Annotated in this window: 22 protein-coding genes and 1 pseudogene; 7 read left to right on the forward strand and 16 right to left on the reverse strand. The window is 72.0% G+C overall.

Going from position 1 to position 26,161, the window contains the following annotated elements:
* Nucleotides 1-177 precede the first annotated feature (177 nt).
* Nucleotides 178-543 carry a hypothetical protein gene (locus SL103_RS07295; RefSeq protein ID WP_069567929.1) on the forward strand — a complete coding sequence of 122 codons (366 nt, stop codon included), beginning with the start codon at nucleotides 178-180 and terminating at the stop codon, nucleotides 541-543.
* A 49-nt stretch (nucleotides 544-592) separates the two neighbouring features.
* On the opposite strand, the gene SL103_RS07300 is transcribed toward SL103_RS07295, so the two are convergent.
* Nucleotides 593-1,249 carry a nucleoside/nucleotide kinase family protein gene (locus SL103_RS07300; protein ID WP_069567930.1) on the reverse strand — a complete coding sequence of 219 codons (657 nt, stop codon included), beginning with the start codon at nucleotides 1,247-1,249 and terminating at the stop codon, nucleotides 593-595.
* A 425-nt stretch (nucleotides 1,250-1,674) separates the two neighbouring features.
* Nucleotides 1,675-2,184, reverse strand: coding sequence for a cupin domain-containing protein (locus tag SL103_RS07305; RefSeq protein ID WP_069567931.1), 510 nt, complete (start codon nucleotides 2,182-2,184; stop codon nucleotides 1,675-1,677).
* 110 nt (nucleotides 2,185-2,294) lie between these two features.
* Between SL103_RS07305 and SL103_RS07310 the strand changes: the two genes are divergently transcribed.
* Complete coding sequence (locus SL103_RS07310; RefSeq protein ID WP_069567932.1) at nucleotides 2,295-2,888, forward strand: TetR/AcrR family transcriptional regulator; 594 nt, start codon at nucleotides 2,295-2,297, stop codon at nucleotides 2,886-2,888.
* A 462-nt stretch (nucleotides 2,889-3,350) separates the two neighbouring features.
* On the opposite strand, the gene SL103_RS07315 is transcribed toward SL103_RS07310, so the two are convergent.
* The 6 genes from SL103_RS07315 to SL103_RS07340 all read right to left on the reverse strand — a co-directional run bounded on the left by SL103_RS07315 (nucleotide 3,351) and on the right by SL103_RS07340 (nucleotide 11,370).
* Complete coding sequence (locus SL103_RS07315; RefSeq protein ID WP_069567933.1) at nucleotides 3,351-4,610, reverse strand: methyltransferase; 1,260 nt, start codon at nucleotides 4,608-4,610, stop codon at nucleotides 3,351-3,353.
* Nucleotides 4,611-4,892: 282 nt separating this feature from the next.
* Nucleotides 4,893-5,546: a DedA family protein gene (locus tag SL103_RS07320; RefSeq protein ID WP_069567934.1), complete on the reverse strand. Its 654-nt coding sequence runs from the start codon at nucleotides 5,544-5,546 to the stop codon at nucleotides 4,893-4,895.
* Between the two features lie 280 nt (nucleotides 5,547-5,826).
* A complete protein-coding gene (locus SL103_RS07325) occupies nucleotides 5,827-6,291 on the reverse strand; it encodes a DoxX family protein (protein WP_069567935.1) in 465 nt (154 codons plus the stop codon).
* 73 nt (nucleotides 6,292-6,364) lie between these two features.
* Nucleotides 6,365-8,500, reverse strand: a complete 2,136-nt coding sequence (locus SL103_RS07330; RefSeq protein ID WP_079145609.1) for an FAD/NAD(P)-binding protein — start codon at nucleotides 8,498-8,500, stop codon at nucleotides 6,365-6,367.
* A gap of 199 nt (nucleotides 8,501-8,699) precedes the next feature.
* The gene (locus SL103_RS07335; RefSeq protein WP_069567936.1) at nucleotides 8,700-10,445 is read right to left on the reverse strand and encodes an alkaline phosphatase D family protein; all 1,746 of its coding nucleotides are present in this window, start codon (nucleotides 10,443-10,445) and stop codon (nucleotides 8,700-8,702) included.
* A 280-nt stretch (nucleotides 10,446-10,725) separates the two neighbouring features.
* Complete coding sequence (locus SL103_RS07340; RefSeq protein WP_069573498.1) at nucleotides 10,726-11,370, reverse strand: HNH endonuclease family protein; 645 nt, start codon at nucleotides 11,368-11,370, stop codon at nucleotides 10,726-10,728.
* A gap of 222 nt (nucleotides 11,371-11,592) precedes the next feature.
* On the opposite strand from SL103_RS07340, the gene SL103_RS07345 reads away from it, so the two are divergent.
* Both SL103_RS07345 and SL103_RS07350 read left to right on the forward strand, forming a co-directional pair.
* Nucleotides 11,593-12,351, forward strand: coding sequence for an ABC transporter permease (locus SL103_RS07345; protein ID WP_069567937.1), 759 nt, complete (start codon nucleotides 11,593-11,595; stop codon nucleotides 12,349-12,351).
* Between the two features lie 231 nt (nucleotides 12,352-12,582).
* On the forward strand, nucleotides 12,583-13,164 hold the full coding sequence (locus SL103_RS07350) for a TMEM165/GDT1 family protein (RefSeq protein ID WP_069567938.1): 582 nt from the start codon (nucleotides 12,583-12,585) through the stop codon (nucleotides 13,162-13,164).
* Nucleotides 13,165-13,802: 638 nt separating this feature from the next.
* On the opposite strand, the gene SL103_RS07355 is transcribed toward SL103_RS07350, so the two are convergent.
* Entirely contained in the window at nucleotides 13,803-14,483 is a 681-nt protein-coding gene (locus tag SL103_RS07355; protein ID WP_069567939.1) for an HAD-IA family hydrolase, read from the reverse strand.
* 477 nt (nucleotides 14,484-14,960) lie between these two features.
* The gene (locus SL103_RS07360; RefSeq protein ID WP_244303859.1) at nucleotides 14,961-16,229 is read right to left on the reverse strand and encodes a peptidoglycan-binding domain-containing protein; all 1,269 of its coding nucleotides are present in this window, start codon (nucleotides 16,227-16,229) and stop codon (nucleotides 14,961-14,963) included.
* 314 nt (nucleotides 16,230-16,543) lie between these two features.
* On the opposite strand from SL103_RS07360, the gene SL103_RS07365 reads away from it, so the two are divergent.
* On the forward strand, nucleotides 16,544-18,613 hold the full coding sequence (locus SL103_RS07365; protein WP_069567940.1) for an MFS transporter: 2,070 nt from the start codon (nucleotides 16,544-16,546) through the stop codon (nucleotides 18,611-18,613).
* A gap of 34 nt (nucleotides 18,614-18,647) precedes the next feature.
* On the opposite strand, the gene SL103_RS07370 is transcribed toward SL103_RS07365, so the two are convergent.
* Together SL103_RS07370 and SL103_RS07375 are read right to left on the reverse strand one after the other, a co-directional pair.
* Nucleotides 18,648-19,181: a GNAT family N-acetyltransferase gene (locus SL103_RS07370; protein ID WP_069567941.1), complete on the reverse strand. Its 534-nt coding sequence runs from the start codon at nucleotides 19,179-19,181 to the stop codon at nucleotides 18,648-18,650.
* Between the two features lie 115 nt (nucleotides 19,182-19,296).
* Nucleotides 19,297-19,506: pseudogene (locus tag SL103_RS07375) on the reverse strand (antibiotic biosynthesis monooxygenase family protein); the annotation flags it as partial.
* Between the two features lie 22 nt (nucleotides 19,507-19,528).
* Between SL103_RS07375 and SL103_RS07380 the strand changes: the two are divergent.
* A complete protein-coding gene (locus SL103_RS07380) occupies nucleotides 19,529-21,184 on the forward strand; it encodes a recombinase family protein (RefSeq protein WP_069567942.1) in 1,656 nt (551 codons plus the stop codon).
* Nucleotides 21,185-21,317: 133 nt separating this feature from the next.
* Here the strand turns inward: SL103_RS07380 and SL103_RS07385 are convergent, their stop codons facing one another.
* The 4 genes from SL103_RS07385 to SL103_RS07400 all read right to left on the reverse strand — a co-directional run bounded on the left by SL103_RS07385 (nucleotide 21,318) and on the right by SL103_RS07400 (nucleotide 24,840).
* Nucleotides 21,318-22,751 (reverse strand): replication initiator, encoded by a 1,434-nt coding sequence (locus SL103_RS07385; protein ID WP_397778028.1) that lies wholly within the window; start codon nucleotides 22,749-22,751, stop codon nucleotides 21,318-21,320.
* 237 nt (nucleotides 22,752-22,988) lie between these two features.
* Nucleotides 22,989-23,183, reverse strand: coding sequence for a hypothetical protein (locus SL103_RS07390; RefSeq protein WP_069567944.1), 195 nt, complete (start codon nucleotides 23,181-23,183; stop codon nucleotides 22,989-22,991).
* Nucleotides 23,180-24,484: an FtsK/SpoIIIE domain-containing protein gene (locus SL103_RS07395; protein WP_069567945.1), complete on the reverse strand. Its 1,305-nt coding sequence runs from the start codon at nucleotides 24,482-24,484 to the stop codon at nucleotides 23,180-23,182. The genes SL103_RS07390 and SL103_RS07395 overlap by 4 nt, the downstream gene beginning before the upstream one ends.
* The gene (locus SL103_RS07400) at nucleotides 24,484-24,840 is read right to left on the reverse strand and encodes a hypothetical protein (RefSeq protein ID WP_069567946.1); all 357 of its coding nucleotides are present in this window, start codon (nucleotides 24,838-24,840) and stop codon (nucleotides 24,484-24,486) included. Before SL103_RS07400 ends, SL103_RS07395 begins: the two co-directional genes overlap by 1 nt.
* Before the next feature lie 177 nt (nucleotides 24,841-25,017).
* Between SL103_RS07400 and SL103_RS07405 the strand changes: the two genes are divergently transcribed.
* A complete protein-coding gene (locus tag SL103_RS07405; protein WP_069567947.1) occupies nucleotides 25,018-25,800 on the forward strand; it encodes a GntR family transcriptional regulator in 783 nt (260 codons plus the stop codon).
* Nucleotides 25,801-26,161 lie beyond the last annotated feature (361 nt).

Below are 26,161 nucleotides of genomic sequence, written 5' to 3' on the forward strand. Positions count from 1 at the left end.
CACTGATGATGTCGTTTGGGAAGGGGCTCTGTGCGGAATGAAGTTGAGGGAGGTTGAGAGGGCGGGGAAGGGGCTCCGCGCGGAAGGAAGCGGAAGGGAGCTGAAGGAAGCTGACGTGGCGCGAGGGGCGCGACGCGAGGCGCGAGGCGCGAGGTGCGAGGAAAGGCGGGACGGCTGATGAAGGTCGGTTTGCTGCGGGCGGTCGGGGTGGCCACGGCGGTGTACGGGGTGGCGGTGACGGCGGTGCCCGACCTGTTGGCGCGGCCGTCGGGGCTGGTGGACGGCAAGGGGCGGAGCGCGCGGGCGACCCGGACGTCTCTGCGCCCGCTGGCCTGGCGGGACGCGGCGAGCGGGTTGGTGCTGGCGCTGGCGCCCGAAGGCCCGGCGTTGCGGACCGCCGCCTATGTGCGGATCGCGGCGGATTTCGGGGACGCCGTACTGCTCAGCGCGACGCTGCCGGGGCGCGACCGGCGGCTGAAGGCTGCGGCGGTGTCCGTGGGGTGGGGCGCGTTGTCGGTGGTGGGGCTGCTGGCGGGCGAGTGAGCGACGTGCGGAGGGGCGGCGGCCGGCGTAGGCGGTAGGCGGTGGGTGGTCATGGGGTCAGCGGGGGTGGGGCCTGGTCGGGGGTGAAGGTGATGACGAGGTCGGCGCGGTCGCGGGTGGCCGCCACGAGGCGGGCGTTGGCCTCGTCCGAGGTGAGGACGAAGCGCTCGGCGTCGGTGCGCGGGCGCCCGAAGCGTTCATGGCGGTCGACCAGGCGACGGACGCGTTCCGGGGTGTCCAGCTCCACGTACCAGATCTCGTCGAGCAGGGCGCGTAGCCGGGACCAGGGGGTGGAGTCGAGGAGGAGGTAATTGCCCTCGGTGACGATCAGTGGGATGTGGGGTGCCACGGGGATGCTGCCGGCGACCGGCTCCTCGATGCGGCGGTCGAAGGCCGGGGCGTAGACGGCGGTGTCCGGCTCGGGGGAGCGCAGGCGCGTCAGCAGGGCCGCGTAGCCGGCCGGGTCGAAGGTGTCGGGCGCGCCCTTGCGGTCCGTGCGTCCGAGGCGACGCAACTCCGTTTCGGCGAGATGGAAGCCGTCCATCGGGACGAGTGCCGCCCGCCCGGCCAGCTCCGCCACCAGGTGGGCGGCGAGGGTCGACTTGCCGGCGCCGGGCGGGCCGGTGATCCCGAGCAGTCGGCGCCGGCCGGGAGTCGCACGGTCGGCGAGCCGGCGGGCGCGGGCGAGGAGGTACCGGGGATCCATGGTGGGTCCATGGTGCCGGATGGGTGGGTTCATGGCTCCCGGTGGGCGGGTTCATGGCGCCCGGTGGGTGGGTTCGTGGCTCCCGGTGGGTGGGTTCATGGCGCCCGATTGGTGGGGGTGGTGGCTGGTGTTGGTGTGGCGGCGGGTGGTGGTAGCGGCGGTGGCGGTGGCGGTGGTGGTGGGGATGGGGGAGGGGGAGGGGGTGCACCTCGGCTGCTGTGAAGTGCCCTGCCGCTGGGGCTGCGCCGGGGCTCGTGAGGCGGTGTTGAGGCGGGTGTTGCTGGGTGCGTGCGGTGTGGTTGCCTGCGCCGTGGCTTGTTCGGGGGTGCCCGTCCTGGAGCTGACCGGGGTGCTCGTCCTGGGGCTCACGGGGACGGGGGTGGAGTGGTGTGCCCGGTGTTGTTGTCGATGCCGTATGGCATGCCTTATCGCACGCCGTATTGCATGCCGTGCTTTGCGCCGATCTCGTTGAGCCGGTCGTGGTCGGGGTGGCCGTCCTTCATGACGACCGGGCCGGCTTCGAACATGTCCTCCATGAACTCGTCCCAGCCGCCCGGCGAGGAGATCTGAAGGCAGCGGGCGGGCGGCTGGGAGGCGTTGCGCAGGGCGTGCGGGACGCCGTGCGGCAGCAGGACGCACATGCCCGGTGTCAGGCGGTGGGTCAGGCCGTCGATGTCGGCCTCCATCTCGCCTTCCAGGACGTAGACGAATTCATCGGCGTGGTGGTGGATGTGCGGCGGGATGTCGATGTCGAGCCGGTTCTCCAGGATGGCGAGCCGGCCTTCGGTGTCGGCGGTGCGGGCCTTGACGTCGAGGCCGGGCGGAAGGGGTACGCGGCCGGGCCGGCGCTCGCCGGGCCGCAGCACGAGGAAGCGTTCCCGGCCTTGGGGGAGCGGTATCGGCCCTGGTGTGGGGGTGGGTTGGGGCTGCGACATGGTGATCGTGTCCTCTTCGAGGCGCCGGTGCGGCGGAAGTGGAAGAGCTGAAACGAATGAAACGGAACTGGAATCCGATTCCGTTTAACCGTAGCAGTAGCATCGACGATGTGGCACCCTCTTCGACCTCTTCGACCTCCTCGAGCCCTTCCGGTTCCCGGCGCCGACCGCGCGCCGACGCCGAGCGCAACCGCACCCGTGTACTGGACGCCGCGCGGGAGGTGTTCCGTGCGCGGGGGGACGAGGCGCAGATGCCCGAGGTGGCCCGCGCGGCGGGGGTGGGTATCGGGACGGTCTACCGGCATTTCCCCAGCAGGGCGGCGCTGATCGCGGCGGTGGGCGAGCAACGCCAGGCGGAGATCGTGGAGTTCGGACGCAGCCGCTGTCTGCCGAGCGCGAGGGCCACTGACGGGTTGGCCGCGTATCTGGAGCACATCGGTGAGGTGCTGGATGCCGAGCGCGGGTTGTCCGCGTCCATCGAGGCGGCCTTCGGGTCCACCGAGCCGACCGGTGAGGGCCGGGCCCGGGCCGAGGACATCGCGAGCCAGCTGCTCGCCCGCGCCAAGGAGGAGGGCACGGTACGGGAGGACGCCGAGGTCGGTGATGTGGTGATGATCGTGTGCGGGCTGGCGGCGGTGATCCGGTACGACGCCGGTGACTGGCGCCGCTATGTGCGCAACGCGTGTGCGGGGCTGCGGTCCTGAGGGATTCCGGGCTGCGGTCCTGAGGGATGCCGGTCCCTGGATCCTGCCCCCGCCTCTGGAGCCTCCCCGGCCCCTGGCACCTGCCCGATTCCCGGGCCCTGCCCGGTCTCTGACCCGCCCGGCCGCCGGTCCCTGTCTGGCGCTTGAGCGGAGTGGGATCACCGGTCGGTTACCGGCCTGAGCTCCGAGCCGCTACCCGCCCGTGAGGTCAGCCGGCCACCGCCCCTTGGCGGTTCCCGGTCCCGGCCTTTGCCCGTCACAAGAAGGCTGCCCGTCACTGGACAGCTGCCGATCGCTGGAGGGCTGCCCGTTACGGGAGGGCCGGGTCACGGGAAGGCTGCCCGTCACGGAAGAGCCGGGTCACGGGAGGGCTGACCGTCACCGGAGAGCTGACCGTCACCGGCGGTTTGTCCGTAGCGGGAGGGCACCCGTCGCTGGAGGGCTCCCGGTTTCGTCAGGGGTCTATCCGTCGCTTGTGTGCTGAGGGTCTGCCAGGCACAGGCGCCACAAGGAGGTGACCTCGGCGGCGCGGGCCACGTGGAGGGGGTCGGAGGTGTCGCGGGCGCGGGGGTGGCGCGGGGTGATGTCGAGCCGGCCGAGGACCGTGAGGCCGGACGTGGCGAAGGCGTCGAGGAGTTCGGCGTGTGGGCGCAGGCCGAGGTGCTCCGCCAGGTCGGAGAGGATCAGCCAGCCCTCGCCGTCCGGCGTGAGATGGTCCGCGAGCCCCTTCAGGAAGCCGTGCAGCATCTGATTGCCCGGGTCGTAGACCGCGCGCTCCACGGGGGAGGTCGGTTTGGCCGGTACCCACGGAGGGTTGCAGACGACCAGGGGGGCGCGCCCGGCCGGGAACAGATCGGCCTCGACCACCTCCACCTGGCCGGCGACGCCCAGCCGTTCGGTGTTCTCGCGGGCGCAGGCCAGCGCGCGCGGATCCTGGTCGGTGGCCACGATGCGGCGCACGCCTCGCCGGGCGAGCACCGAGGCCAGCACGCCGGTGCCGGTGCCGATGTCGAAGGCGAGCTCCTGGGAGGGCAACGGCGCCTCGGCGACCAGGTCGACGTACTCGCCGCGGGCGGGCGAGAAGACGCCGTAGTGCGGGTGGATCCGGTCGCCGCCCAGCGCGGGGATCTCCACGCCCTTCCGCCGCCACTCGTTGGCGCCGATGAGGGCGAGGAGTTCGCGCAGCGAGACGAGGGAGGCGGTGGCCGCGGCCGGACCCTCGACGGTGTCCGCGCCCCCTTCCGCGCCGGACTGCGGCGTGGCCGTGGCCGTGCCCGTGGCCGTGGGTGTCGGCGTGGGCGTCGGGTCGGGCTGCGCCGGGCCGTACGCCCTGGTGCAGGCTTCCCGTACGTCAGGGGCGCGGTGCAGCGGGACGCCGTAGTCCGCGTCGAGCGGGACCAGCAACATGCCCAGGATGCGGGCACGGTGGTTCTGCGCGGCGCGGTGCACGTGGAACGCCTGGGTGACGTCGGCGGGCGGTGCCTTGCGCGGCCGGCGGTCGATGCGGCGGGCCATCGCCGTCAGCAGCTGCCGGGCGTTGTGGAAGTCGCCGCGCCACAGCAAGGCGGTGCCCTCGCAGGCGAGCTTGTACGCCTCGTCGGCCCGGGTACGGTCGTCCGCGACGGCGATCCGGCGGGGCGGCGGGGAGCCGTTCTCCGAGCGCCAGCGGGCGGAGCGCGGCCGGTCGGCCTCGGTCCATTCGACGACCGGTGGTTGGTTCACCGCTGTGTGCCTCGCGTCCGTGGTTCGGGCCCCTCCCGTGGGTGCCGCTGCGGTGCGGCGTACGGCCTGCCTCGGAGGCGCGGTGAGGCGCTCGCGGGCGGCGGTGGGCGGGGCGGTGTGACGGTCGACTTTACTCCGTGCCGGCTGCGCTCCGCCGAGGCGTCGGGGCTGGTCGGAGCGCAGCCGCTCCCGAGTACGAGGCCCGGGCCGTGCCGGTCGGTGGGTCGTGCGACGCCCGGGTCGTACCGGCCGGGGGGCCTAACGGCGTCCCGGTCGTGCCGGTCAGTGGGCCGTGCGGCGTTCCGGTCGCCGCATCAGGAACGCCGCGGCCGAGCCGGCGGCGAAGAGGGCGACGACGGAGAGCGCGGTGCTCACCCAGGACGTACCGAGCCAGTGGCCGCCGAAGTAGCCGAGGCTGACGCTGTACGCGGCCCAGGCGAGGCCGGCCAGCGCGGACCAGGGGAGGAACTCGCGGACCGTGCGGTGGGCGACGCCGGCGCCCAGGCTGACCACGGAGCGCCCGGCGGGTGCGAAGCGGGCCAGTACGACGATGCCGCCACCGCCGCGGGTGAGCGCGGCGCCGAGTCGTTGCTGTGCCGCGGTCAGGCGGCGGGAGCGGCTGATGGCCCGGTCGAAGCGGTCGCCGCCGCGCCAGGCGACCCGGTAGGCGACCATGTCGCCCAGCACCGAGGCGGTGGCCGCGCACACCACCAGGGAGAGCATCTCGGCCAGGTGGGCGCCGCCGTGGACAGACGAGGTGACGTCGACGCCGCTGACGGCATCGGCCGCGGTACCGGTGCCGGCGGCCGTCGTGGCCGCGGCGATCACCAGGACCCCGCTCGGCAGGATCGGGACGAATACGTCGAGAACGATGGAGAGGCTGACGATCGCATAGACCCAAGGAGTGCCGCTGAGGGACCTCAGGCTTTCCAACAACGTCCTTCTCCCGGTCCGAACCCCGCCGCGATGTCGCTCGGTGCGGCAGGGGCGGCTCTACAGCCATACAGCGTACGCCTGGCGTTCCGGGCTGGCGGCGGGGGGTGGAATGTGCCCGTTTGCCGGGCGGGAGGGTAGGGGAGCGGGGGGCGTCGGCGGGCTGAGGTGCGACCCCTGGGCGGCCTCCGTGGACGCGCCACGGCCCGTACGGGGCTGTGCCGTACGGGCCGTGGGTGGTGCATGCGGTCGTCGGGGTTGCCGGGCCGGGGCCCTGCTCCCGTCAGGCGGCGGAGGGCTCCCGCTGGGCGGCCAGGACCGTCTCCGGCTCGCTCGCGCCGAAGAAGACGCGGTCGAGGGCCCAGGCGCCGGGGCCGGTGAAGAACAGCAGCAGGAACGCCCAGCAGAACATCGCGGACGCCTCGCCGCCGTTCTGTATCGGCCACAGCGCGCTGCCCTGGTGAACGGAGAAGTACGCGTACGCCATCGAGCCGGAGCTGACCAGCGCCGCGGCGCGGGTGCCGAGGCCGAGCAGTACGAGGAGGCCGCCGGCGAGCTGGATCACCGCGGCGTACCAGCCCGGCCAGGCGCCGGTGGGGACGGTGCCGCCCTGGCCCATCGCGCCGCCGAGCACGCCGAAGAGCGAGGACGCGCCGTGGCAGGCGAAGAGCAGGCCGACGACCACGCGGAACAGTGCGAGCGCGTGCGGCGTGGCTCTCTGGGTGAACGAGTTGAGCGGTGTGGACATGTGGGGGCTCCTACGGCTGGGGACGAGTAGAACCGTAGGCAAAGGTTAGGGGTGCCTAACAGTGCTTGCAAGTTCAAGCTTTGGTCATATGGGGCCTTCGGCCCGAACCGGCCGGTGGCGACCCCGCCGTTCCTGTGCTCCCCACCGTTCCTGTACTCCCTACCGTTCCTGTGCTCCCCTCCGGCCCCACCGCACCCTCCGGCCCCGCCGCCCCCGCCGTCCCTCCGGCCCCCGCCGTCTCCACTGTCTCCGCCGTCTCCGCTGCCCCCGCCCCGCGGAGCGCCGCCCGCAGCGCCGCGCGGGCCACCGCGTCCGTATCGGCCAAGGTCACCGAACCCACCCCGGGACGCGCCCCGGCCGCCGTCACCCAGCGCACGCCCTCCGTCGGCACCCCCACCGCGAACCGCCGCGGGTGCGGCCGCCCGTCGGCCTCGACGAGGTGGTACGGGGCGGCGGACACATCGAGCCCCCCGGTCTGGTAACCGTCCACGGTGTGCGGCCGGCAGCCGCCGGCGGCCAGCAGTCCGGCCAGCAGCTCGTCCGCGGTGCGCCGCAGGTCCGGCTCCGGCAGCCGCGCCTCGATGAGCGCTGTCGCCGTCACCTCCGAGCCCGGCACGTCCGGGGAGTACGCCGTGAAACCGGGCCCCGCATCGTCTCCGTCGCCGCACCGGACCGCCATCCTGGGGCCGACCACTTCCAGCACCCCCGCCTCGATCAGCGCCGTCATCTCCGCTATCCGGCGCCCGGGCGGCCCGATGGACAGGAAGGCGTTCAGCGGGGTGTACCAGCGGTCCAGGTGATCGCGGCGGGACGCCCCGGCGACGCCGACGTGATCGACTATCTGCCGCAGCTCGTTGCGCAGGTCCCGCAGGACGTCCAGGGCCGCCTTGACCGGGCCGGAGACGTTGCCCTGCCGGGCGTGCGCGAGGTCCGTACGCAGGTGGTCCAGCAGCCACTCCCGGAACGCGGTGCGGTCGGTGAACACCCGTCCCGAGTGCGGCCGGGAGAGCAGCTCCCAGTCCCAGCGTTCGGCGGGCGCGATGCCGAAGGCGTCCAGGGCGGCCGTCTCCTCGGCACTGCGGTGCGCGCTGCCCAGGAAACGGTCCCGGAAGCGCAGGCGGCGCGCGTCCACCGGGCCGGCGGGCGGGCCGCCGGGTCCCGCGCCGTCCCTCTCCCGTCGCGCCAGCAGCGCCTCGTAGTAGACCGCCTCCACTTCCTTGGCCACCAGGGGCCAGACCTCCGCCAGGAAGTCGGGCAGCTCGCCGGCGTCGGCGCGCTTGCGGAACGCGGTGATCACGTCCGGTGTGAGCAGCAGCGGCAGATGGCGGCCGTGCGCGCCCTTCTCGTTGTCGCCGCGCGCGTGGTACGGAATCCCGCGCCGGGAGCCCGCGTACAGCCGCGGTTCGCGCCCGGAGGGCAGATACCTCAGCGCGCCGTCCGCGGCCGGTACGAACCGGCCGCCGCGGGCCGTCGTCAGCAGCGCCATGTGGTCGAAGAAGTTCAGGCCGAGACCGCGCAGCAGCACCGGGCGGCCCGGGGCCAGCGCCGCCAGCTCCGCGGTCAGGTCGGCGGGGTTGGCCGGCGGGAGGTAGTGCAGACCGTGCCCGGCGGCGTAGTCGGCCAGGCGTCGCTGCTCGGCGTCCGGCACGGTGGGCAGGTGTCCCTGGGCGAGCACCACCGCGCCCAGGCCGTCCAGCGTCCGCCCGTCGTCGAGGGCGAGCGACTGCGACCCGTCCGGCGCCTCGGACAGCCGCGCCGCGCGGGCCCTGTGCGGTACGACGGTCACCTCCTGGGGCGCGGTGCGCACCGTGTGGTGGAAGACCCACTCCAGATAGCGGCCGTACAGCGCGCGCCCCGGATAGGCGTCCGGTCCGACGTCACACCCCTCCCAGTCGTGCAGGCTCGGCCCCGTACGGATCGGTCCCGCGCACTCCACGCTCGCGTCGGTGAACAGCGTGACCTGCGACGCCACGGTGTTCATCAGCAGCTCGGGCGGCTGGGCGGTGCGCCAGACCCGGCCGGCGCCGGGCGGGGCGGGGTCGATGACATGGACGGTCAGGCGGGCGCCGGGGGCGAGTTCGGCCGCCGAGGCGCAGATCCGCTCCAGCACACTCGTGCCACGCGGTCCCGCGCCGACGACGGCGATGCCGAGGGTGCCGATGCCGAGCGGTGGGCGGGGACGGCGGTCGGCGAGGTGGTCGGCTGCCAAGAGGGGCTCTCCCTGGGGCGGGCGGACGGCCGGCGCGGGGCGCCGGCAGCCCTACAGGTGGGGCGACGGGCAAACGTGCGCCCCATCATCACTGCCGCACCCGCCCGAGCGGCACCCGGGTGGGCCGGGGAACACGCCACATCGGACGGGCGTACACGCCGTGTCAGAAGGTGGGTCGGGAGGTGGGTCAGAAGGCGTGTCAGGAGGCGGGGCGGGAAGCGCCACCTTCCGTACCGGACAACCCGTCCCGCCAGACCCTGACGAGCCGGACATCGTCCGACCCGTCCCGATGGGCCTGATCGAGTACGAGATGCGCGGTACGGCCCGCCAGCGTCAGCGTCATCAGCTGGTTGCCGAACCAAGGGCCGCCCGTACGCCGCCACTTCACGGGCGGCCGGCCCAGCCGCCCGTGCCGCGCCAGCAGCGTCCCCAGCCGGCGGCCGGTCCGGCTCCAGCCGAAGCGGAATCCGGCCTGCAACGAGCCGGGAATGCTGTTGTGGACGGGGGAGCAGGTCAGCTGCAACACCCGGCTCGTGGGCCGCGGTCCGGTGCCGCGCCAGTGCGGCTCCGCCACGTACGCGTGGTGCACGTCCCCGGACAGCACACACACCGTCGCCGGGGCGTCCGGGCCGGAGCCGGCCTCCGCGATCAGCTCGGTGAGCGCGGTGAACGAGGCGGGGAACGCCGCCCAGTGCTCCAAGTCGGCCCGCTGACGCAGGAATTCGCTGATCCGCGCCCAACGGGGGCCGCGTTCGCCGGCGCACAGCGCGGCGTTCCAGCCCTCGGCGGCGTGGATGAGGTGCGGCATCAGCCAGGGCAGCGAACTGCCGAGCAGCAGGTGGTCGTAGTCGCCCCGCCCGTCCAGCACGGCCTGCCGCAGCCATTCGCCCTCGGCCTTGTCGAGCATCGCGCGGCCGCCCTCGTCGAGGACGCGGGTGGCGCGGGTGTCGATCATGACCAGGCGCACCCGCCCGAAGTCGCGGCGGTAGCTCCAGCGTGCGCACTCGGGACGTGCCTCCGCCTCGGTCGCGAACTCCCGCACCAGGTCCGTGCCGTCGCCCGCCGCCCGTACCCGGCCGTACAACTCGTCCGCGGCCAGTTCTGCGGGCGAGAGGTTGCCCAGGTGCTGGTGCACCCAGTACGACATCAGCCCGCCCACTATCCGCTCGTGCCACCAGGAGGTCGCCCGCATCCGGGCGACCCAGGCGGCGGAGGTGTTCCAGTCGTCGATCACGTCGTGATCGTCGAAGATCATGCAGCTGGGGACCGTGGACAGCAGCCAGCGGACCTCCGGGTCGAGCCAGGATTCGTAGTAGAGGTGGGTGTACTCCGCGTAGTCGGCGACCTGCTTCCACGGGGGTTCGGTGACGTCCCGGCGATCGGCCAGCACCCGCGCGGTCGCCTCGGAGGTCTGGTCGGCGTAGACCTGGTCGCCCAGCAGCAGCAGGACGTCCGGACGCCGGCGGCCGGGATCGGCGGCCAGGGTGGCGGCGAGGGTGTCCAGGGCGTCCGGCCCGACCGGGTCGTGCGCGGCCCGCGACGGCGTCGCCGACCAGCGGCAGGAGCCGAAGGCGATGCTCAGGGAGCCCTCCCCGTTCGGGGAGCCTTCCCCGTTCAGGGAGCCCTCCCCGGAAGCGGGCAGGGTGCGGATCGTGCTCTCGGGGAAGCGGTCGCCGGGGGGCGGCCAGACCTTCTCCCGGTCACCGTCGGCCGGTGTTCCCGGCTCGCTCAGCAGGACCTGGTAGGGCGTCTCGCTGCCGGACGTCAGGCCGGTCACCGGGACCAGCGCGTAGTGGTGCCCGGCCACCTGCCAGGTGCGTTCCGTGCCGCCCGCCCCGTCCCCGCAGCGGATGGTCACGTCGCAGGGGCGGTCGGTCTCCACCCACACCGTCGCGCTGTCCGCGCCCACGTACCGCAGCAGCGGCCCCAAGCGCAGTCCGGCCATCGGCGCCTCCCGTCGTCGTGCTCAGAGGATAGGAGCAGGGGGGCGCGCGGGGGTGCGGGAGTGGCGGGGGCCACGGAATGCCTGGGGTACGGCGGGATGCCTGGGCTACGGCGGTACGCCTGGGGTGCGGCGGGACATGCGCGCGCCCGCCAGCCGGTGGCTGCCGGTCGGCGGGCGCGGTGTCCGGAGGGCGGGCTTCCGGAGGGTGCGGGTCTCCGGGACGCCTGCCCGGACGGACGCTTCCGGGAAGGGAGCGGGTCCTAGGACGGGAGTCCGGGGATCAGCACGCGTCCAGGATCTTCTTCAGTGCGGCCTTCTCCGCGGAGTCGGCGGTCATGCCGTACACGTGCTTGACCCACACCCACATCCGGGCGTACTCGCAGTGGTACGAAGCCTTCGGCGGCAGCCACTTGGCGGGGTCCTTGTCGCCCTTCTCCTGGTTGACGTTGTCGGTGACGGCGATCAGCTGGGAGTGCGTCAGGTCGTTGGCGAGCTCCTGACGGCGCGCGGTGGTCCACTGCGCGGCACCGGACTTCCACGCCTCCGACAGCGGTACGACGTGGTCGATGTCGAGGTCGTCCGCCTTCGTCCAGGTCGCGCCGTCATAGGCGGAGACCCAGGTGCCGCTGGTCGCCGCACAGCTGCCGTCCTGCTGGACGTTGGTGCCGTCGCGCTTGAGCACCACCTCGCGGGTGTTGCAGCCGTTCCCCTGGTCGATCCAGTGCGGGAACTTGTCGCGGCTGTAGCCGTCCTGCGGCCCCTCGGGCTGCTCCTTGATCTCGGTGAGGTACGTCCGTGCGGTGGCCGCGCTCGGCGGGCTGGGCGGTGCTGCCTGCGCGGACTGGCCGCTGAGCACCAGCGTGCAGAACAGGGCCGCGGCGGAACCCGCGGCGACGGAAACTCGACGCGCGTAGACCTTCGACATGGCCTTTGCCATCGGAACTCCCTTGAAGTGGGGGGAAGTTGACCTGTCGGTGCGCGCCCCATGATGGCGACGTGGGGTTGCCGTGGGGTGGGCACCAGGTAACAGAGTGACGACATGCTCACGTCAGTTCAAGGGGTTGACGGGGCGCCATATGTGCGCAATAGCACTCCGGTTGACCCGCTCCGGCGCCTGCGCCCCCGCTTCCCGCCCTACAGTGAGCCCGTGCTGCTGCCGGTCAACGCCACCCTCGGGGTCGTCCTCGCCGTCCTGCTCGCCGCCGCCGTGACCGTTGCCGCACTGGCCCACCTCGGGCACGGCCGGGCCATCGCCCTCGCCGGGCTGCGCGCGGCCGTACAACTCGCCGCCGTCTCCTACCTCATCGGCTGGGTGGTGCACGCCCTGCCCTGGCTGGTCTGCTTCCTCCTGCTGATGTTCGCGGTCGCGGTACGCACCGCCGGGCGCCGGATCACCCAGAACCGCACCTGGTGGTGGGCCGCCGCACCGATCGCCGTCGGGGTCGCCCCGGTCGTCGGCCTGCTCCTGGCCACCGGCCTGCTGCCACCCCGCGGACTCACCCTCATCCCCGTCACCGGCATCCTCATCGGCGGTGCGCTGACCGCCACCGTGCTGGGCGGACGGCGGGCGCTGGACGAGCTGGAGACCCGGCGCGGCGAGTTCGAGGCGGGGCTCGCGCTCGGCCTGCTGGACCGTGACGCACGCATGGAGGTGGCCCGTCCGGCCGCGTCGGACGCACTGCTGCCGGGGCTCGACCAGACCCGGACTGTGGGGTTGGTCACGCTCCCCGGGGCGTTCGTCGGCATGCTGCTGGGCGGCGCCTCGCCCGTACAGGCCGGGGCGGTGCAGCTGTTCGTGCTGGTCGCGCTGCTGGCGGTGCAGGCGGCGGCGTGCGCGGTGGTACTGGAGCTGGTCGCGCGCGGGCGACTGCACCGCGTACCCTTGAGGACAGCAGAAGGGGAGTAGCTCTCTGCCGGACCGTCGACATACTGCCCGCCCACCCGTCGCCCGACCACCGCCCCTGGTGGAACGCGCTTCGCGCGTACAGATGGGATTGGCGGGCCGGCGCCCGGAGCGCGATGCGGAGACGCAGCGCGCCAGCGAGACCTTCGGCCGCAGTGTTTGACGCTGCCGTGCCGAAGCGACCCTTTCCCGGGCCCTTTTGGTGCGGCCCGACAGATCGAGGTATTCCGCCCCGTGTTCAGTTTCACCGTCGCCGCCGTCGTCTTCGGCGTCATCTTCCTTGCCGAACTGCCCGACAAGACCGCCCTCGCCGGCCTGATGCTCGGCACCCGTTACCGCGCCTCGTACGTCTTCGTCGGCGTCGCGGCGGCCTTCCTCGTGCACGTGGCGCTCGCGATCGCCGCGGGCAGCGTGCTGACGCTGCTTCCGCACCGTGTCGTCCAGGCCGTGGTCGGCGTGCTCTTCCTGGCGGGTGCCGCCGTGCTGCTGTTCAAGAAGGACGACGACGAGGAAGAGGTGAAGAAGCCCGCGGACCAGAGCTTCTGGAAGGTGGCCGGGGCGGGCTTCACGATGATCCTGGTCGCCGAGTTCGGCGATCTGACCCAGATCATGACCGCGAACCTCGCCGCCCGTTACGACGACCCCGTCTCGGTCGGCGTGGGCGCCGTACTGGCCCTGTGGGCCGTGGCCGGCCTGGGCATCCTCGGCGGCCGCACCCTGATGAAGTACGTCCCCCTCAAGCTCATCACCAAGATCGCGGCGGCCGTGATGGCGCTGCTGGCGGCCTTCAGCCTGTACGAGGCGATCGCGGGCTGAGGGGCGCCGTGCGGGTGGGCCGGCGGGGGATGGTGGCTGCCGGCTGAGGGGTGCTGCGGGGAGGGGCCGAGGCGGGCCGCGGGGGTGGGCTGAGGCGCGCCGGCGATTGGGGGCTGCCAGGTTTTTGCGCCTGCGGATGTGTTCTTCCGGCCGCCCAGGTTTTCCCCGCTGCCGGGTTGCCCCTGCTGCTCGGGTTTTCCCTGCTGCTCAGGTTTTCCCGCTGCTCAGGTTTTCCCCGCCGTCCAGGTTTTTCCCCGCCGCCCACCCCCCTTCGGGGGGTGGGCGGGTCTGGTGCGGAGGGGAGGCCAACGCTTCGGCCGTGGCCCGAGGACAAACGGCCGGGCCGGTCGCGGCCCAGGGCCAGGTCCCGGGCCGTTGTCGGGTCCCGGGCCGGCGTCAGGCCCAGGTCACAGGCGGTTGTCAGGTCCCGGGCCACGGCCAGGGCCAGGGCCAGGCCCCAAGCCGTTGTCAGGTCCCGGGCCACAGAGCCAGGGCCAGGTGCCGGGTCAGAACCAGGTCCCAGAGACATAGCCAGGCCCGGTCCGGGCCGGGCCCCGGGGGCAAACGACCGGGGCCACGAGCCCCGGTTGGTGCGAGCGGCCGGGTCCACGAGCCCCGGTTCGTGCGAGCGGCTCGGCTCAGGCCGTTTCGGTGGCGGGGGCAGTGATGTGGACCGCGAGCGTGCCGTCCGGCCGCGCCTCGACCCGGATCTGGGTGAGGTCGCGTACCTGCACGGTGGGCGCGAACGCCGCCGCGCGGTCGCCGACGCCGACCACCCGCATACCGGCCGCCCGGCCCGCCTCGATGCCGGCCTCGGAATCCTCGAAGACCAGGCAGTCCTCGGGCGCGAAACCCAGCTCGGCGGCGCCCTTGAGGAAACCTTCCGGGTCCGGCTTGCTGGCGCTCACGCTCTCCGCGGTGATCCGTACGGCCGGCATGGGCAGCCCCGCGGCGCCCATCCGGGCGTCGGAGAGCGGGACGTCGGCAGAGGTCACCAGGGCGTGCGGAAGCCCGGCAAGGGCGGCCATGAACGCGGGCGCGCCGGGGACCGGCACCACGCCGTCCGTATCGGCGGTCTCCTGCTCCAGCATCCGGCGGTTGTCCGCGAGGTTGCGCTCCATCGGGCGGTCCGGCAGCAGCGCGGCCATCGTGGCCCACCCCTGCCGACCGTGCACGACCTTGAGGACCTCGTCCGCGTCCAAACCCTGCTCGGCCGCCCAGCGGCGCCAGCAGCGCTCGACGACGGCCTCCGAGTTCACGATCGTGCTGTCCATGTCGAGCAGCAGGGCGCGGGCGGTGAGCGTGGTGGTTGCCGTCATCGGCGGGGCTCCTGGGCGCTACGGGTGAACGGGCGGACCGGTCCGGGCGGTACGGCGTCCGGTGCCGTACGGGCGGTCCGGTGCCGTACGGACCGTCCGCGACGTGCGGGCCGTCCACGGCGGATGGCGGGGCTGCGGCGGACGGTGGGTCCGCGACGGGCTGACGGGCTCCGGCGTCGCGTGGTCCGGGACCTGCGCGGCGGTCCACCGGGGCCGGGCGGCCGGTGGCGGCCGTACGGGCGGAGGGGAGCGGGGCGACTGGTGGAGGGCATGCGGGAACAAGAGCGGCTCCGCCCGCCGGTCAGGGAGTGCGGGCGGAACCACTTTGTTTCTTCACGATACAAAACGCGCACGGGTGCCGACAACCGGGCCCGGCCATCGAGCGCGCGCGTGCCCGGCCATCGAGCGCGCGCGGGCCCGGCCCCGGCCCGTCGCCGCCCCGCCACCGGTGCGGCTCCGCCGCCCTGCTTCCCAGCGTTACGGCTCCTGCGTGCGCGCCTCCAGTGACGCCCGGGTACGAGTGCCGTAGACGCCGTCCGGGTCGCCCTGCACCCCGTAGGACCGCTGGTAGCGGGACACGGCTGCCCGTACGTCCGTGTCGTACCGGCCGTTCGCGGTGTCCGCGTAGAGCGCCAGCTGCCGCAGCCGCTCCTGCAGCTCCGCCACCTCCGGGCCGCTGGATCCCTCGCGCAGCACGATCGGGCCGGTGGGGACGGGTGCGGGTGCGGGGGCGGTGCTGGGGCCGCCGGGGGAGTCGATGACGGTGCCGGCGGCGCGGGTGGGGGCGGGCGGGTGTGACTCCGCGGTCCGGTAGAGCTTCACGGTGGCCTGGGGGGTACCGAAGTGAGTGGCGGCCGGTGCGGGTGAGGAGGGTGTGGCACGGGCGGACGGGCTGCCGCTGTCGGTCGGGGCGGGCTCGTCGCTGCTGGGGGAGGTGGCGGTGGGGGAGGGCGCGCCCCCGTCGGGAGGTGCCGCCCGGTCCTGGCGCCCGCCGGACAGCACATCGGTGCCGATCATGACGGCTGTGGCGGCCACCGCCGTGCCGGCGGCCACCAGCACGGCGGGCAAGCCGCGCCTGCGGCGCGAGGGGGCGGCGGCCCTGGCGGCGGAGGGGCCGCCGGGCGGCTCGTCGGTGGCGGAGCTGAAGGTCCTCGACGAGGGGCCGGAGTGCCGGCGCGCCCGTGGGATCAGGGGCTCCGGGGCGCCGGCGGAGGCCGGAAACCGCTGGAGGGGCGGTGGTTCGACCGGCAGCGGCTCGACGGCCAACGGTTTGATCGGCGGTGGCTCGCCCGGCGGGGGCGGGACCGGAAACGGCTCGGGGGCGCCCCGTGAGCCGCCCGGTGGGCTGCCGGTCCGGTACGTCTCGTACGCCGCCGCCGTGTGCGCCGTATCCGCCGTATACGCCGTGTCCGCCCTGTGCACCGCCGCGTCCACCCCGGGTAAGTCGTCCAGGTGGTCGCCCCGGCGGATGCCCGTGGTGCGATACGCCTCGCCGGCGGCCCACCGCATGTCCCGTCCGACGGCCCCGTCCTCGTCGGCGCCCTCCCGAACCGCCCCGACCGCCCCGACCGCCCCGTCCTCGTCGGCGCTCTCCCCGGGGGCCCCGTCGTCACCGGGCAGTGACACGTACGGCCGTATGCGCAGCGGGTCGAAGTCCTCCGCGTCGACCGCCGCGCACAGACAGGTCGGCCGGCCGTCGCCGCGTACCGGGGCGAAGCAGTGCGGGCAGGGCGGTAAAGCCGTCACGAGTGGTCCCCTCCCTGGAGGTCCTCGAACAGTCAGCGATTATCCAGAGGCGCCGCCCGTCCGCGCAGGCGCTCGGAGACATCCGTCCGGCATCTCGCGGGTGACCTCCGCGTGACGGCCGCCACCGGGGGCTGCCCCGGGCACCGCTCGGCGGGCCATATCCGGCCGGACCGCCCAGGATGGAAGAAGTCCGGCGGAGGCCGGACGTCGGCGTCCGGGGGCTCCGATCGCTCCGACGGCTCCGGCGCACACCGGCGGGCCGGGACCCGTTCACCGGCCCCGGACCCCGGACCCCGGAACAGGAGGACACGCACATGGCGCAGGAAACCAGCGCTCCTGTCATCCGTGGCGAGGGCCGGTCCCAGCGGGCGGTCCTCATCGCGATCGGCGCGCTGCTGCTCGGCCTGCTCATCGCGGCGCTCGACCAGACCATCGTCGCCACCGCGCTACCCACGATCGTCAGCGAACTCGGCGGCCTGAACCACCTCTCCTGGGTGGTCACCGCCTACCTGCTGGCGTCGACGGCCGCGACACCCCTGTGGGGCAAGCTCGGTGACCAGTACGGCCGCAAGAAGCTCTTCCAGACCGCCATCGTGATCTTCCTGATCGGCTCGGTGCTCTGCGGCATCGCCCAGAACATGGGCGAGCTGATCGCCTTCCGCGCTCTGCAGGGGCTCGGCGGCGGCGGGCTGATCGTGCTGTCGATGGCGATCGTCGGCGACATCGTGCCACCCCGCGAACGCGGCAAGTACCAGGGCCTGTTCGGTGCCGTCTTCGGCGGTTCGAGTGTCCTCGGGCCGCTGCTCGGCGGGCTGTTCGTGGACCACCTCAGCTGGCGCTGGGTGTTCTACATCAACGTTCCCATCGGCATCGTCGCGCTCGCGGTGATCGCCGCCGTGCTGCACATCCCGCGTCGCCGCACCCCGCACCGGATCGACTATCTGGGCACCGTGACGATCGCCGCGGTCGCCGCCTGCTTCGTCCTGATGACCTCGCTCGGCGGCGTCACCTACCCCTGGAGTTCGTGGCAGATCATCGGCGTCGGCGTGCTCGGCGTCGCCCTCCTCGGGGCGTTCGTCCTCATCGAGGGCCGGGCCGCGGAACCCGTCCTACCGCTCCGCCTGTTCCGGTTGCGCACCTTCACGCTCACCTCCGTCATCGGCTTCGTCATCGGCTTCGCGATGTTCGGCTCGATGACGTACCTGCCGACGTTCCTGCAGGTCGTACAGGGTGTGTCGCCGACCATGTCCGGGGTGCACATGCTGCCGATGGTGATCGGCATGCTGCTGGCGTCCACCGGATCCGGGCAGATCGTCAGCCGCACCGGTCACTACAAGGTCTTCCCGATCGCCGGCACCGCCGTCGTGACGATCGGCCTGCTGCTCCTGCACCGGCTCGACCCGGCCAGCGGCGTCGCCGAGATGAGCGCCTCCTTCTTCGTCTTCGGCTTCGGACTCGGCCTGGTCATGCAGGTGCTGGTGCTCATCGTGCAGAACGCCGTCCCGTACCAGGACCTGGGCGTCGCCACCTCGGGTGCCACGTTCTTCCGTTCCATCGGCGCCTCGTTCGGCGTCTCCATCTTCGGCACGATCTTCACCAACAGGCTCGGGCCGCGGATCGCGGACGCACTCGCCGGGCACCCACTGCCGCCCGGCATCGACCCGGCGCGGATCGCCCAGGACCCGCGGACCGTCACCCGGCTGCCCGCCGCCGAGGCGACGGGCGTGCTGAACGCCTACGCCACCTCGATCACCGACGTCTTCCTCTACGCCGTCCCGGTCGTCCTGGTGGCGTTCGCCCTGGCGTGGTTCCTACGGGAGGAGCCGCTGCGCAGCAGCGTGACCGCCCCCGACACCACCGAGGTGCTCTCCTCCAACCCGGTCGAACGTTCCTCGCGCGACGAGTGCGCCCGCGCGCTGTCCAAACTCGGCAGCATGGAGGGGCGTAAGCACATCTACGAGAAGATCACCGCACGGGCCGGCCTGGACCTCAAACCGGCCGCCAGCTGGCTGTTGCTGCGCATCCACCGTTACGGCTCGGTGGAGCCGGGCCTGCTCGCCGAACGCAGCACCGTGCCGCTCGGCGTGATCGCCGAGAGCGTCCGCCAGGTCGAGGAGCGCGGGCTGGCCACCCGCGAGGGGCTGTTGCTGCTGCTCACCGACCGCGGCCGGGAGGACGCCGAGCGGCTCTCGCAGGCCCGTCAGCAGTCGCTGGCCCAGATGCTGGGCGACTGGTGGACCAAGGACCGCCCCACCGACCTCACCGAACTCGTCCGGGAGTTGACGGCGGAGCTCTGCGGCTCGGACGCGGAGGAGCCGCACAACGGCGACGCCCGCCGGCCCGTACCGCGCACCCCGCCCCGCCCACCGGGCCTGGCGAAATGACACCGCACCACGGGCACCGGCACCGGCCCGGCACTCAGCGGCTTCGCCGCCCGCCGCTCAGCCGCTTCTCGAAGAAGATCTCCGCGTACCTGTCGTCGTGATACGGGGCGATCTCGGTGAAGCCGTGCCGTCGGTAGAGCGCGAGGGCCTCCACCAGGTCGAGCCGGGTGTCCAGGCGGAGGCGCTCGGCGCCCAGTTGGGCCGCGGTGCGCTCGGCGGCCGCGAGAAGCACGCCGGCGGCGCCCCGCCCGCGCCGTGCGGCCCGTACGAACATCTGCTTGAGCTCGGCGGTACGCGCATCGAGCAGCCGCACCCCGACACACCCCGCCACGTCGTCCCCCCGGCGGGCCACCAGCAGCACACCGTCCGGCGGCGCCAGATAGCCGGCCGGGTACTCCGCCAGGCCCCGTTCGATCTCCTCGGGCGTCGACCGGCGGTTCTCGTGCAACGCGTAATAGCGGTCCGCGACTTCGGTGTAGTACTCCCGCAGCAACGCCCTGGCCTGCACCGAATCGACCGACTCGACGGCAACGTCCCAGGGCGGCGGGAGGACGGTGGCTTCCTTCATGGACGGCATTGTCACGCCCGGGACGGCGCGCCGCGCAACACACCGCCACGCCGCCCCGGCTCACGACTCACCGCGCCCGCGCTCCCGCCCCGGCCGCGGGTCCTCGGCCCGTCCCTCAGCCCTTCCTCGGGCCCGCCTGCTGGACCACCTCGAAGGACCACAGGGTGGACCCGGAGGCGGCGGGCTTGGGCCGCTCGCCGCCCTCGGGAGCACCGCCCTGGTGCGCGGCCTTCATCGGGCCCTCCATCCATGCCTGGAACGACTCCTCGTCCCGCCACCGGGTGTAGACGAGGTACTGGTCGGTGCCCTCGACGGGCCGCAGGATTGTTGGATGTACCTTACGAACCATGAGCGACGATGACTTGGTATCTCGTGCGCAGTGGGGGAACTTAGAGGGGCAGCACTGGGCGGTGCTCGTCCGACTGTCCACCGACGAGAACGACGACGAGCCCGTGACCGAGCCGGTTGAGGGCGGGCGTAGGCGAGGCCCCATGACGGGGCGGGACATCAAGAGCACCAAGGAACAGGAGCGCGACGGCCGCGACTTCATCAGCCGGCATGGCGGCACGTGCGTGCACGTCTACTACGAGCCGGACACGTCCGCTTGGCGCAAGAAGCGGGTGCGGCTTCCCGATGGGCGGGTGGCCTACCGGGTTGTGCGCCCTGTCTTCGAAGGCGCGTTGGAGGACTTGAAGTTCGGTCGGGCGCCTGATGGGCGGCGCCTCGATGGCTTGATCGTCTATGACATCGACCGCCTGACGCGCGATAACCGTCACCTGGAGGATGCCATCGATGTGGTCGAACGCCACAGGCGACCGATCATCGACATCAACGGCAGCCTTGACCTGCTGACGGAGAACGGACGAGCCACGGCACGAGTCGTGGTGGCGATGAGCAACAAGCAGTCCGCCGACACCTCCAGGCGGGTACGCCGCAAGCACCGTGCCTTGGAGCGTGAAGGAATCCCGACAGGCGGAGCCCGACCGTTCGGCTGGAACGACGACAAGCGCACACTGCATCCGATCGAGGCGAAGCTTCTACGGGAAGCAGCTCTCGGCATTCTCGGCGGCGCCCCGGTACGAGCCTCCTGTGTTCGCTGGAATGAGCAGGGCGTGACAACGCCGCGGGGCAGCACATGGAGCACTACCAAGCTCAAGTTGGTCCTGCGGAACCCACGCATCTGCGGGATCCGCTCCCGCAAGGCTCGTGTACTCAACCCAGAAACCGGCAGTGAAAACGAGCGCTGGGAAGTCGTCTACGGGGACGACGGCGAGCCTGTACAGGGGCAGTGGGAGCGCATCATCACTGAGGAGCAGTGGAAAGCGCTCATGGAGGTGATCGGCGACAACATGGCGCCGGGGAGCGGCCACAATTCACGGAAGTACTTGCTCACCGGAACTCTCCGCTGCGACAAGGACGACTGCGGTACGGCACATAGGGCGACAAAGGCACCGAAGAGCGCGAACAAGCCACCCGGATTCTTCTACTACTCATGTCCGGACAAGGGGCAGGGCGGGTGCGGTGGTGGCACAAAGATCCCAGGGCCGGACGCGGACAAGGCAGTTACGGAACTGGTGATCGCCAAGTACGAGGAGGAGGCCGCTGCCCGGCAAGCGGTGGCGGCACCGAAGGACTGGGAGGGGGAAGAGGAGCTGACTCGCGTTCGCGAGGACATCGAGGATGCAAAGGAAGCCCGCAGACAACGCATCCTCAGCAAGGAGCGCTATTTCGCGATGCTCCAGGAGTTCACCGCCGAGGAACGTCGTCTGTTGCGTGACCGGAACCGCTGGATCAAGCATCGGCATGCTTCGTTGGGTAAGCCGGTCGACTTGCAAGCGGAGTGGGACGATCTGACGCTTCCGGAGCAGCGTGCCTATGTCGAGCAGACCCTCACCGCGGTTCTCGTCGCGCCGGCAGTCGGGCGACGTAAGCCGGTGCACACACGACTCACCCCGCTTTTCCGCACGGAAGAGGAGGCTCAGGACCCGGATGACGACGGCTGACCTGATTCGGAGCGGCGGGGCACCACCTCCATGCGCAGAGTCACGTTCACCCGCCGCCATTTCCGCTCTGACCAACGAGGCGCCTTCCGGGCGTGAGCCCGCGCCCATTCGCGTAGTTCTTGATCCGGCTCCATCAGTAGTCCGCTCTCGCGGCGGACTGCCCCTCTGACCGGGCGTAATCGCGATTGCGAGCCAAGTCTTCGGCGACTCCCGCGGCGATGAGGGCAGCGCCCGGTGTGTGACCCGAGCCGACATAACGCCAAGACACATCCGTGACCGTGCCGGGTACATCGTCGTGCCCCTCGTGCGCTGCCCGCTCCGCCCGCAGAGCTGCGTACGTCGCGGAATACGACCGGGACTTGGTGAGGATGTGTCCGCGGAATCCGAGGGTGTGTGCCCAGGACCGCAGTCGCAGCGGTTCGAACTCCGCCAGACCACCGAGCCTCCAACAGGTGCGCATCAGGGCTCGGACATGAGGCGAGGAGCGCACCGCGTCGATGTCATCCCAGGCCGTGAGCCGCCGATCGGCGCCGCCTGCCGCGTCGCTCGCTCCTTTGGTGACGTACTTGGCCACGTACGCAGCCACAGCATCGTCCGTCAGGCCATAGTCCTCAGGACGGGCGCGGAGCGGCCGAACGTCGATCTCTCGGCCCCAGCGCAACGCGTGCTCGCCGATGGCTGGGCTGTAGGGCACCCGGACGACGACGGAGCGGGCAGCTGCTTGCACGGCGGCGGTAAGCCGATCGGCTGAGCCCCAGGGCGGAGGCGGATCTGCCGGGCCGGCCGGGCCGTCGAGCCGGACGACGACGTGGACGTGGACCGCCGCCCGCTTTTGGTACTCGGCGACCTTGGCGAAGGACAGTCGGGCGTGATCGGGGAAGCGGCTCTGCGGGAGGCCGGCCGTCACGGCCAGGCGCCGACGGACGGCACGAGTGAACCGGTCCCAGAGCTCCCCGACATGCGCGTGCCACAGGACGTGCGCTACGTAGTCGTAGCAGTCAACGCACAGCGGCTGGCCGACAAGGGAGTCAGCGGGATCGTGGACGGAGCAGCAGCCGGTCGGGCGTTCGTGTGCACAGTGGGCCGCATGGCGTCGCGGCCGGCAGCGTTCACCGCCTGTGGACGTGCGATGAACCGGGCTGAAGGACGGAGCGGTCAGGGTGACGAAGAGCCGCGGGTGATCGCGCACGTCGACCGGGACGTTCTTGCCGCCGATGAGCCCGGCGCGCACGAGGTGGAACGTGTCGCCGGCGTGGAGGCGGGAGCAGGGTGCGCAGACGGTGGCCCGGCGGTTGCGGCAGCGGACGAGAAGGCGCTCGCCGGGTTCGTTTCGTGTGTCGTAACTGTGCAGGATCTCGCCGGTCGTGGCGTCGCGCGTGGTGGTCGAGCCGGCCAGGTGGATCGGGTTGGCGCAGCCGCCGGTAGCGGTGATCTGCTCAAGCCAGCGGGGGAATTGCGGGTCTTGTGCGAGCCGGATGGCGTCGCGGTCGATGTCGGAGAGCTGGCGCAGGCGCGCCGCGCGGTCGAGGGCGGCGCGCCTGTCAGCCGAGGTGATCTCGGAGGGGATGGTGGTGACCTTCCGGGGTGGGCCGCCGAAGCGGCACAGTGGCTAGGTGGTGGCGTGGTGTCGTCCATGGGCTTCGCTCCTTGCGTGGTCGGGTGTTGAGTGGGCAGTCAGCGGATGGTTCCGGTGCCCCGGCAGATCCGGCATCGGCGCCGACGGCCGGCCCAGGTCGTACGGGCTCCTTCGCCCTTGCAGTGAGGGCAGCGCACGCGGTGCATGGGCATGTTGTGTCTCCCGTTCCTAGGTGTGCTGGAAGCCCGAGAAGACCCAGGTCACGAGACCGTTGATGGTGAAGATCACCGGGGTCTGGCCGATGTAGACGCCGAAGAGCGCGATGAGCACGGCTTCCCAGGCCCGGACGTCGCGGGAGCGCACCAGGAGCACGGTGATGATTCCGAAGGCCACCGCGAACGGGATGGCCGCTACATCGCTCATGCCTCTGCCTCCGCTTCCAGGGTTTTCAGGGCGCTTGCGAGGCCCGGAAGTTCGGGCGCCAGGTCGGCGTACTTCACTGCGGCTTCCTTGGCCTCTTCGGGTCGGGTCAGGTGCGAGCGGGCCCGGCCCCAGCCGCCGTCCGTGCCGGTGCAGACGGCTACGCCCTTCTCCTCCGCGCTGATCGACTGGGCCACGGCCACGGCGTCCTTGTTGAGGTCGCCGAGGGTCATCTCCGCCGTGCCGGGATCGTTCACCCGGTGGCAGATCCGGCCGCCGAGCTGTGCCCGCAAAGCAGTGACTCCGGGGCCGAGTTCAGAGCCGACCCGCTGTCCGGCCACCACCAGGTGGAGTCCGAGTGCGCCGCCGAGCTGAGCCAGCCGCAGGAGGTACGTGGAGCACTGCTCCGCCTCTGCCCGGTCTCCGCGGGTTCCGTTGGACAGGTACAACTCGGCGATCTCGTCGACGATCAGGACGACCGGTGCCGGCCGCTGTTTCTCGGGCAGCTCCCAGATCGAGCGCGCGCCCGCTGCCCGGCAGATGCGCATCCGGTCCTGCATCTCCACCACGAGCCCGCCCAGTAGCGCGGCAGCCTCGCGGCGGCAGGTGGCCAGAGCCGAGAGTCGGCTGCCGAAGAGCCCCAGTTCCATTCCCCCCTTGCAGTCGATGCCGATGAGGGCGACCGGCTGCGGTGCGAGCTGGGTGATGAGTCGCGCCAGGAGCGTGGACTTGCCCGACCGGGTAGCCCCGGTGATCAGCCAGTGCGGTTCCTTCCGCAGGTTCATCACCCACGCGCCGCCGCTCTCCAGTGCTCCGAGCAGGGCCGAGAGGAGAACGGCCGGAGCGGAGGCGATGCCGGGGCGCTCCAGGGGGTCGCCGGCGGTGGCGACCATGCGGACGATGCCGCGCTCGGGGGAGGAGACGCGTACCGCGTGCATGTGCCAGGCATGCGCCAAAGCATCACCAGCCGCGATGAACGGCGCCGGGGTCTGCCCCGGGTGGAGACGTACTTCCACGCGCAACCCCGTACGCGTCGCCGTGGGGAAGGAGATCCGCGGGGCGATGGGCCGCAGTGCTTCCCCCTTGACCACCAGGTCACCGACGCGTCCGCAGGTAGGTCGGCGTGAGACGGTCAGGTCGTTGATCAGTGCGACCTTCCGCCAGCTCCCCAGCACCCGGACGACGGCCACCGGATAGCCGGTGAGGTACCAGGCGCTGACCGGATACCGCTCCCGCACGAAGTTGCCCACGACCAGGACCCAGGCGAGTGCCGCCAGGAGTAACGCGAGGGTGATCGCTCCCATCACGCGTCACCCGCCTTGCGCTGAGCGGCGCCGGCCGGAACGGTCGGCACGGGCGTGATCGCGGCGGCGCGGAAGCTGATCCCGTGCCGGTCGCCCATCGCCCACGCGAAGGCTTCGAGGCCGGTGACCCTGACCTCGTGCCCTTCCTCGACGCCCTTCGGCTCTCCGGTGATCGAGATCTCGATCACCGAGACCCGCCGGCCTTCCTGCCGGACCGTGACGCCCACGGTGTAGATCGTGTTGCCGTCACGGTCCTTCTTGACCTCCTTGCTCTCGAAGTCCGCGATCTTCGGTTCCGGCGCGACGGCGCAACGGAGTACGCCGAGCCGGGTGGTGTCCACAGGGATGGACTGCATTTCTTTGGCCTCCTTGGCCACTGATGCGTCAGCCGGGGTGGCTGACGTCACTTGTCCTGACGAGTTACGACTATGGAGCCCTATGCGGCTTGCGCGCAAGTACTTATGCTGACGAGTGATGTGCGACGACTGACGTCATGCGCACCCTTGCTATCCGACCGAGACGAAGGCCCCGCAATGGCAGAGATTCAGCGCCCGGGAGCGCTCTATCAGCAGGTCGCCGCCGCCATCCGCGAAGCGATCTTGTCCGGAGAGTTCCAGCCAGGAGCGCCGCTCCCCTCGGAAGCTCAGCTCATCGAGCGCTACAAGGTCTCCCGCCCGACCGTGCGCAACGCGATCGCCGCGCTCCGCGCCGAGGGACTGATCGAGGTCAAGCACGGCAAGGGCAGCTTCGTCCGCTCCTCCGGCCTGCCGGTGCTCACCGTCGAGCGCCGCGTCAGCCTCAGCGGAACGGACCAGTTCACCACCGCCGACGGTGAGACCTGGAAGATCGTCGACGGCCCGAGTGTCTACCGCACGCAGACCACCGCGACTACCGGCCCGCTTCTCCAACTGGGAGAGATGGAGGAGCTGTTCGGCTGTGACCGCACACTCATCGATCAGGCAACCGGCGCCCGAGCCCTGCACCGCACCTTGATCCCGTTCGCCACCGCTGACCAGGTGCCGAGCCTCGCCGACAGTCCCGACGCCGAGCCGGAAGCGATCTACGGCATGCTCGCCAAGACCGGCCACAAGCTGTGGTGGCACGAGACCGTACGAGCCCGCATGCCCCTCCCCGACGAACGGTCCGCGCTGCACATCCCCGACGCCACCCCGGTCCTGCACACCACCCGCACCGCACACGGCCTCGACGACCAGGCCCTCCTCCTCGAAGAGCTGTGCCTCGGCGCCGACCGCGCCCAACTCGGCTACCGGATCACCGCGGATGAGGACGGCAACGCGCGCACCACGACGCCCTGACGGCCGACGATCGGTCGAAACTTTCTCTACTTCCTCAAGGGCGCGCCCCTGGCGCGCCGGCGGCCGGGCCGCCCCGGCGGGCTGCGGCCTGACGGCCGGTCCCGCCGGACGCCCCGCCGCCCGCACCAGCGCTCCCTTGAACGTCCGAAGCCACCTTCTCCGCCCCAGGCACGGCGGCATCGCCGAGCCGCCCATATTGCGGGTGCACGCCGCGGGCCGCTCTCGTCGTCGCTCGCGTCAAGTAGGCCGGCTACGAGGGGAGAGGCGGGGGGCTTGGGCCCGGAGACCGGGCTGCCCCGACCGTGGAAGCCGGGCGCCGTACTCCCGACGTCACAGGTGCAGGCGCGTGAGGAGACCGCGC

Origin of the sequence: Streptomyces lydicus (assembly GCF_001729485.1) — a bacterium.
Lineage (GTDB): Bacteria > Actinomycetota > Actinomycetes > Streptomycetales > Streptomycetaceae > Streptomyces > Streptomyces lydicus_D.

Coding starts and splice junctions, on each gene's coding strand:
- SL103_RS07295 (WP_069567929.1), top strand. CDS start 178: ATGAAGGTCGGTTTGCTGCGGGCGGTCGGGGTGGCCACGGCGGTGTAC.
- SL103_RS07300 (WP_069567930.1), bottom strand. CDS start 1,249: ATGGATCCCCGGTACCTCCTCGCCCGCGCCCGCCGGCTCGCCGACCGT.
- SL103_RS07305 (WP_069567931.1), bottom strand. CDS start 2,184: ATGTCGCAGCCCCAACCCACCCCCACACCAGGGCCGATACCGCTCCCC.
- SL103_RS07325 (WP_069567935.1), bottom strand. CDS start 6,291: ATGTCCACACCGCTCAACTCGTTCACCCAGAGAGCCACGCCGCACGCG.
- SL103_RS07335 (WP_069567936.1), bottom strand. CDS start 10,445: ATGGCCGGACTGCGCTTGGGGCCGCTGCTGCGGTACGTGGGCGCGGAC.
- SL103_RS07340 (WP_069573498.1), bottom strand. CDS start 11,370: ATGTCGAAGGTCTACGCGCGTCGAGTTTCCGTCGCCGCGGGTTCCGCC.
- SL103_RS07355 (WP_069567939.1), bottom strand. CDS start 14,483: ATGACGGCAACCACCACGCTCACCGCCCGCGCCCTGCTGCTCGACATG.
- SL103_RS07365 (WP_069567940.1), top strand. CDS start 16,544: ATGGCGCAGGAAACCAGCGCTCCTGTCATCCGTGGCGAGGGCCGGTCC.
- SL103_RS07370 (WP_069567941.1), bottom strand. CDS start 19,181: ATGAAGGAAGCCACCGTCCTCCCGCCGCCCTGGGACGTTGCCGTCGAG.
- SL103_RS07380 (WP_069567942.1), top strand. CDS start 19,529: ATGAGCGACGATGACTTGGTATCTCGTGCGCAGTGGGGGAACTTAGAG.
- SL103_RS07390 (WP_069567944.1), bottom strand. CDS start 23,183: ATGAGCGATGTAGCGGCCATCCCGTTCGCGGTGGCCTTCGGAATCATC.
- SL103_RS07395 (WP_069567945.1), bottom strand. CDS start 24,484: ATGGGAGCGATCACCCTCGCGTTACTCCTGGCGGCACTCGCCTGGGTC.
- SL103_RS07400 (WP_069567946.1), bottom strand. CDS start 24,840: ATGCAGTCCATCCCTGTGGACACCACCCGGCTCGGCGTACTCCGTTGC.
- SL103_RS07405 (WP_069567947.1), top strand. CDS start 25,018: ATGGCAGAGATTCAGCGCCCGGGAGCGCTCTATCAGCAGGTCGCCGCC.